Source organism: Methylomonas sp. BG-2 (assembly GCF_057766305.1).
On record NZ_JBYMAP010000242.1, the window covers coordinates 1 to 5,932 of the forward strand.

Sequence of the window (5,932 nt, forward strand, 5' to 3'; positions counted from 1 at the left end):
TTTGAGATTCTACAACCGGTGGGATTTGGCGTTTTTTACTTCCATAAAGCCAGGTACAAAACTCTTCTAGTTCATTCAATTTATCCTGAGGGACAGGAGCACTTGTTTCGCTCTCTTTGGAGGCAATATTTAAAAATGCACCAATACCCTCATAATCGAGTCCGGTATAAAGATGAGAGAAAGCCAATCGTTGTCTGAAGCGATCATCGCGATGATAAACCTTGGCCTGCTCGGCTTGCTCCAATACCATCAAGCCTCGAAATAACCGTTGAACCGTATTGTGTCTATCGCCTATTTGATTGGCGATGTCGGCCAATGGTATTTGATATTCACGGTGTACTTCGGCGATATAAGCGGCCTTGGCATAACTGCTCCATTTCGCCGGTCCATTTACGTGCTTAAACCCTAAAAAGCGCCATGAATCTTTCCGGTCCGACTTGATGGCCGGCAGGGAAGCTAGGGATTTTCGTGCTTCGCTAGAAAGTTTTGGAATATCCCAACCGTTATCGGTTGCAAGCTCAGGATTCAATAAAACCTTTACCGCTGCCAAGCGGCGATTTCCTTCAATGACAATATTTTTATCCTGCTCAAACGCGACAATCAAGGCCTCATGAGGGAAAAAACCACTAGCGGCAATTGATTGCACCAGTTCACGAACATCCATCGCATCCCAAAGAATTTTTAGAATATCGGCCTCTAATGTATTAGTATCTATTCCATATTCAGATAATCTTGGATTACGATGATCGAAATGCAAATCTTCGACAGGTATTAAAGTGATACGGGTATCTGAATTCATGAGATCAACCTTGTATGCAATTCGAAATTAAAGATTCTTGACCACTGATTCTACAAGACTTGGGTAACGAGATATGATGCGGAGCTATAATCAATTCTCTAGCCGTCCTTTTCTTTTGAAGCGAATAACGGATAGGCAACATAAAAATTTGCTGTTTTGCATATAGATTTCGAACTAAGTCGGTGTCGTCGTAAGACATGATCCAAGGTAATTCCCGCTGATATTGCAGATGGCTTGCAATTTGAGCATGATCTTTGGGTTCATAAGCATTAAGGTAAAGTCTCTGCCCTTTGTTTACATAGGGTGGATCAAGATAAACAAAACTAGGATTTTTGTTAATGTTTTTAGGTAAACTCCTATTCAAAAAATCAACGGCATCCATATTTGTAACTAATACCCGTTCCTTCAATCTGGCTAGAATCAAAAATCGTTCGGCCAGAGCCTCTCGATTAAATCTTACACTTAATCGCCATTTTCCATTTTGCTGATATCCACCAATAGGGCCGGCACCAGTTAACACCCCAGATCGATTACAACGATTCATATAAAACGCGGAAAATCCGACATCAAATTGAGCATAATTATATGGGTTTGTACATATATATTTTTGTTTGTGCCATTCTTCAATAGTCAACGGTATTGATAGTATTTTTTCGACGAAACGTTCGGTTTCGCTTAAGGCATATTTCCAAAAATAATAAATTCGATTGTCAGCGTCATTAATTGATATTTTTGAAACAACATCGCTTCGTAACAAGTTTATTGCAGCACCAGCCCCCCCAGCATAAGGTTCGAAATAATCGCAACCCCTCAAATCATTTAAGTCAATAACATTCGCTAAAAAACCTGAAAGACTGCCCTTACCTCCTGGATAGCGTAACGGGCTAGTAAATTTCATAAAAACTCGCAATCAAAAATAGGTAATAGAAACTGATTTTACTTTTAAGTCGCATAGAATATTGTTGGAATCTTACCAACTCACCAAATCCGCCTAACCCCAAAACTATCGAACAACGCTTCATTGCTGATCAAGGCAATATTCTCGGCCTGAGCTTGAGCGATCAACATGCGGTCGAAAGGGTCACGGTGCGGACCAGGCAGGCATCCGGCTCGCAATGCGTGGTCGGTTGTGATCGCCAGCGGAGTGAAACCTTGTTCCTTCAGGCAATCCTGGAAGCTATCGACCACGGCTTCGGCTCCCGGCAATTTGCCGATACGCACTTTGGTGGCTATTTCCCAGGCCGAAGCGGCACTGACCAGAATGACGTGACTGGGCTCGGCAATCCACTCTTTCGCAATTCGAGATAGCTTCTCGTCACCGTCCAGCCACCATAACAAAGCATGAGTGTCCAACAACGCTTTCATCTACTGCGCCCAGGCATCCAATTCTTCGTCCGGTAATGCCTCGAAGAAGGCTTCGGTAACCGGGGCTTGACCTTTCATTGCGCCGAATCGCCGTTGCGGACGGCTTTCAGTTATCGGCACCAGCTTAACCAGCGGTAATTTGCCTTTGGCAATGATAACTTCCTCGCCGGCAAATGCTTGTTCGACCAAGCTGGATAAATGGGTTTTGGCGTTATAAAGTGTATAAGTGCTCACAATCACTCCTCTTGACCAAGTAATTAGACCAAGTCAGTATAGCAAATCTCAGCGAGTAGTCAGTCCGGTGGGCACGGATTTGTGCCCACGCGGATTGAAACGGTGGGCAAATTTGCCCACCCTACGGCTGCAATTGAAGACTGACAGCCCCAAATCTCACACCGATTTGACCGCCCGGTGAGGATTTCGTGATGTTTCCGTTTGCACAATGGCCGCGCCATTTGGCATTCATATTAAGGAGAATCACGATGCAAAAAAACCATGCTTTCGCGCTGTCGGCGCTGTTGTTGGCGGCCGGCGCGGCGCCGTTGAGTTCGGCCGAGGCGGCGCAAGTTACCTTGAGTTTCAGCAATTTGTCCGCCGCCAACGGACCGGCCTTGAGTCCGTTCTTTATTGCGTTGCACGACGGTTCTTTCGACGCCTTCGACGTCGGCACCACCGCTTCTGCGGCCATCGAAGCGATCGCCGAATTGGGCAACGGCGGCGGTTTGTCGTCGGCGTTCGCGGCCAGCGGTGCGGCGGCGGCCGGCGGCACCAGCGCGACGGTGACCGCGTCGGTTAACGCATTCGGCCCCGGCATATTCCTGCCCGGCGGTAGCGGCAGCGTTACTTTGAATCTGGACCCGGTAAAAAACCGTTATCTGAGCTACTTCGCGATGGTAGTACCGTCCAACGACCGTTTCGTCGGTAACGATTCGCCAACCGAAATCGAATTGTTCGACGCCCAAGGTCATTTCACCGGCGGCACCTTCATCGAGAACGGCAGCAGCATTTGGGATGCCGGCACCGAACTGGATGGCACCACCGGCGCGGCGTTCCTGGTCGGTTCCAATGCCTTGGACAGCCCGGCGCAAAACGGCACGATTCAAGCCAACCACGACTTTGCAGTCTACGCCGGCTTGGCAACCCCGGCCGGTTACAACTTTACCGACCTGCCCGGCGCCAACACGCCGCTGTTGCAAATCAGCGCGGTGTCGCAAGTACCGGTACCGGCGGCGGCGTGGTTGTTCGGCAGCGTGTTGCCGTTGTTCGGTTGGTTGCGGAGGCGGGCGCCGGTTTCGGGCTTGTCGGCGTAAGGAGCTCGGTTCGTTCGTTAGTTGCGATAGCGGACTAAGGTTGGCGCTAGCGTAGTTGGTGACGGGCTTAACTTAACGGCTTTCTGCGGTCTGTTGGCTCTGGCTGGGAGTACAAATCTAGATTTGTACTCCGGCTTAAAGCTCAAATACGCTCGAACGGACACGGTTTGTTGTTCGGCAACGGGCGGTGGCTGCAATTCGAATAGTCGGGCCGGCGGTGGCACGAGCTTTCTCCTGCGATTTTTCGCTGTCACCCTGTTCCGGCCCGGAGTACAAATCTAGATTTATACTCCGACTTAAAGCTCAAATACGCTCGAACGGACGCGAGTTGTTGTTCGGCAACGGGCGGTGGCTTTAATTCGAATAGTCGGGCCGGCGGTGGCACGAGCTTTCTCCTGCGATTTTTCGCTGTCACCCAGTTCCGGCCAGAAGTACAAATCTGGATTTGTACTCAGGCTTGGCGATACGTCGCGTCAAAACCCGTCGCCGTAACCTTGGTTTTGCAGGCTGGCCGGCGGTTTGCCTGTCTGAAAACGCGTTTTCAAGTCTATGGATACACGCAACTCTTCGGCCGGCACGCTCACGACCTGATCGGTCGGCTGTTCGGCGGCATCCGGGTGCCAGAAAGTCAGGCGGTAGCGGCCGTTCGGCAAGTCCAGGCTCCAACGGCCCTCCGGATCGGAAACCGCCAAATAATCCGCGTCGCTGACGTAAACATAACCCAGCATCCAATCGTGAATATTGCAGCCCAACGCGACGATGCCGGGTTGACCGAATATCACCGGCTCGGGCGGCACGCCGCTGTAAAGTTTGATCTCGAAGCGCTTGGCCGGCGAAAACGAATAGACGTGGTGCTTGATGGCATCGCTGTTCGGAAAATACACTGGGGTGCCGGCGCGCACCGCCAACACGTGAGGGATGAATTCGCGGCTTTTCTGGTCCAGCGCCATTGCGGCCGGCGGTGGCGCGGCTTTGACCCGGCCGGCTTCGTCCAGCGCCCGCGCGGCCACCACCAGATTGGCCAACGGTCGGCCTCCGGCTTCGGCCTTGCCAAGCAATTCCGCGGCCGGCGCCACCGCAGCCCACGCCGTTAAAAAAACAGCCTGTAGCCGACTTGCCACAGCGTCTCCTCCTGATATGCCGCTTCGCCGCGTTCCAGCCGGGCCGGCCGGGCGCTGAAAATGCGGCTGAATTCGACGTTGAATTGATGGCGCTGAGCGAAAGTCAGGTTGTAATTGACGGTCCAGGCCTGGCCGTGTTCGCTGTTGCGGTCTTGCGGCAAATAGTCGTTTTCGTCGCTGCCGAAACGTTCGTAACGCACGCTAAAACGGCCGTCGCCCAACGGCCGGCTCAGCAGCCAGGACGCCGACCAAAAGCCGACATCGACCGCGCGCAAATCGCCGCTCAGCGCGCCCATGCTGGTGCGGCCGGTCATCGCTTGCGAAATCAAGGTGGCGTCCCAGGGCAATTCGGCCTTGGCGCCGAGGCTCCAGAAACGGGCGTGCCAGCCGTATTGGCCGGCGGACAGCGCGGCCGGGTCGGCGTTGTTGTCGTAATACAAAGCCCGTAGCGTGTAACGTTGCGGCCGTTCGGCGGATATGCCGGCGTAAAATCCGGGCCGGCCGTCCACTTCGACGAAGGTTTGGCTGGCGTTCGCCTGCTTGGGAAACAAGGCCGTTACGCCGATGCCGTCCGGCAGGCGCAGCCGGCTGGTCAAGGTCGATTCGAAGTCGTGCAAGCTCCAGCCGCGCCAGGCCAGCATCAGGCCGGCCGTGTCGTTGGCGGCCAGACCGGCGCCGAACACGCCCAGTTTGTCGCCGGCTTCGGTTTGGTAATCCAGACGCAATTCGCCGCCGAAGGCGCGCAATTCCTCGCCGACCCAGGCATTGATGGTCGACGAGCTCAAGGTGTAAGGGCTGGTCCAGACGGTGCCGGTGTTCTCCAGCGAAATCGGCGGAAAGAACATACCCAGCCGGCCGGCCAAACGCCAACCGGTGTCGCCGACCGGCCGGTAGGCCAGATAGGCTTCGGTCAAGTCCAGCGGTGCCGATTGGCGGTCGGCGTATTTGACGGTAGCGTTGACCATCCAGTCCCAATCCAGCCGAACCTGCAACGTGGCGGCGGCTTCGTTGACCCGCCAACGGTCGCGCTCGCCGCCGGCGCGTAATTTGCCCAGGCCGTGTTCCAGCTCGCCAGGCGCGGCATCGCTGTGTTGGTAACGCAAGTCCAGCAAACCGTGCACGGTCAGTTCCGGAAATTCCGAATCGGCCGCCGCCGCTTGCGCCAACACTATCGTCAACAAGCCAACCGGTCCGATTAATTCGAACCGACCGCCCAATGGCCTCGCCATGCGCTTCGTCATCGACCCTGCCCCGCCGACCGGTTGCCGACGGGAGCGGCCGCCGCCAAATCGAAGCGGAACTCGCTGCCGACGCCTAGCGCGCTATCGACTTGCAAG

At 53.9% G+C, this 5,932-nt stretch carries 7 protein-coding genes; 1 reads left to right on the forward strand and 6 read right to left on the reverse strand.

The window, feature by feature from the left end:
* From AC3B8H_RS17595 to AC3B8H_RS17610, 4 genes are all read right to left on the reverse strand, one after another.
* The coding region (locus tag AC3B8H_RS17595; RefSeq protein WP_488442848.1) for a hypothetical protein at positions 1 to 799 on the reverse strand (799 nt) is incomplete at its 3' end.
* A gap of 4 nt (positions 800 to 803) precedes the next feature.
* Positions 804 to 1,697 carry a DNA adenine methylase gene (locus AC3B8H_RS17600; RefSeq protein WP_488442849.1) on the reverse strand — a complete coding sequence of 298 codons (894 nt, stop codon included), beginning with the start codon at positions 1,695 to 1,697 and terminating at the stop codon, positions 804 to 806.
* Between the two features lie 80 nt (positions 1,698 to 1,777).
* Positions 1,778 to 2,164: a type II toxin-antitoxin system VapC family toxin gene (locus AC3B8H_RS17605; RefSeq protein WP_488442850.1), complete on the reverse strand. Its 387-nt coding sequence runs from the start codon at positions 2,162 to 2,164 to the stop codon at positions 1,778 to 1,780.
* The gene (locus AC3B8H_RS17610; RefSeq protein WP_064038432.1) at positions 2,165 to 2,398 is read right to left on the reverse strand and encodes a type II toxin-antitoxin system Phd/YefM family antitoxin; all 234 of its coding nucleotides are present in this window, start codon (positions 2,396 to 2,398) and stop codon (positions 2,165 to 2,167) included.
* 248 nt (positions 2,399 to 2,646) lie between these two features.
* Here AC3B8H_RS17610 and AC3B8H_RS17615 point away from each other — a divergent pair, with 248 nt between their 5' ends.
* The gene (locus tag AC3B8H_RS17615; protein ID WP_488442851.1) at positions 2,647 to 3,474 is read left to right on the forward strand and encodes a spondin domain-containing protein; all 828 of its coding nucleotides are present in this window, start codon (positions 2,647 to 2,649) and stop codon (positions 3,472 to 3,474) included.
* Between the two features lie 473 nt (positions 3,475 to 3,947).
* Here AC3B8H_RS17615 and AC3B8H_RS17620 read toward each other — a convergent pair whose 3' ends face one another.
* Both AC3B8H_RS17620 and AC3B8H_RS17625 read right to left on the reverse strand, forming a co-directional pair.
* The gene (locus AC3B8H_RS17620) at positions 3,948 to 4,595 is read right to left on the reverse strand and encodes a methylamine utilization protein (RefSeq protein ID WP_488442852.1); all 648 of its coding nucleotides are present in this window, start codon (positions 4,593 to 4,595) and stop codon (positions 3,948 to 3,950) included.
* On the reverse strand, positions 4,565 to 5,824 hold the full coding sequence (locus AC3B8H_RS17625; protein ID WP_488442853.1) for a hypothetical protein: 1,260 nt from the start codon (positions 5,822 to 5,824) through the stop codon (positions 4,565 to 4,567). Before AC3B8H_RS17625 ends, AC3B8H_RS17620 begins: the two co-directional genes overlap by 31 nt.
* Positions 5,825 to 5,932: the final 108 nt, after the last annotated feature.

Coding starts and splice junctions, on each gene's coding strand:
- AC3B8H_RS17615 (WP_488442851.1), top strand. CDS start 2,647: ATGCAAAAAAACCATGCTTTCGCGCTGTCGGCGCTGTTGTTGGCGGCC.
- AC3B8H_RS17600 (WP_488442849.1), bottom strand. CDS start 1,697: ATGAAATTTACTAGCCCGTTACGCTATCCAGGAGGTAAGGGCAGTCTT.
- AC3B8H_RS17625 (WP_488442853.1), bottom strand. CDS start 5,824: ATGGCGAGGCCATTGGGCGGTCGGTTCGAATTAATCGGACCGGTTGGC.
- AC3B8H_RS17605 (WP_488442850.1), bottom strand. CDS start 2,164: ATGAAAGCGTTGTTGGACACTCATGCTTTGTTATGGTGGCTGGACGGT.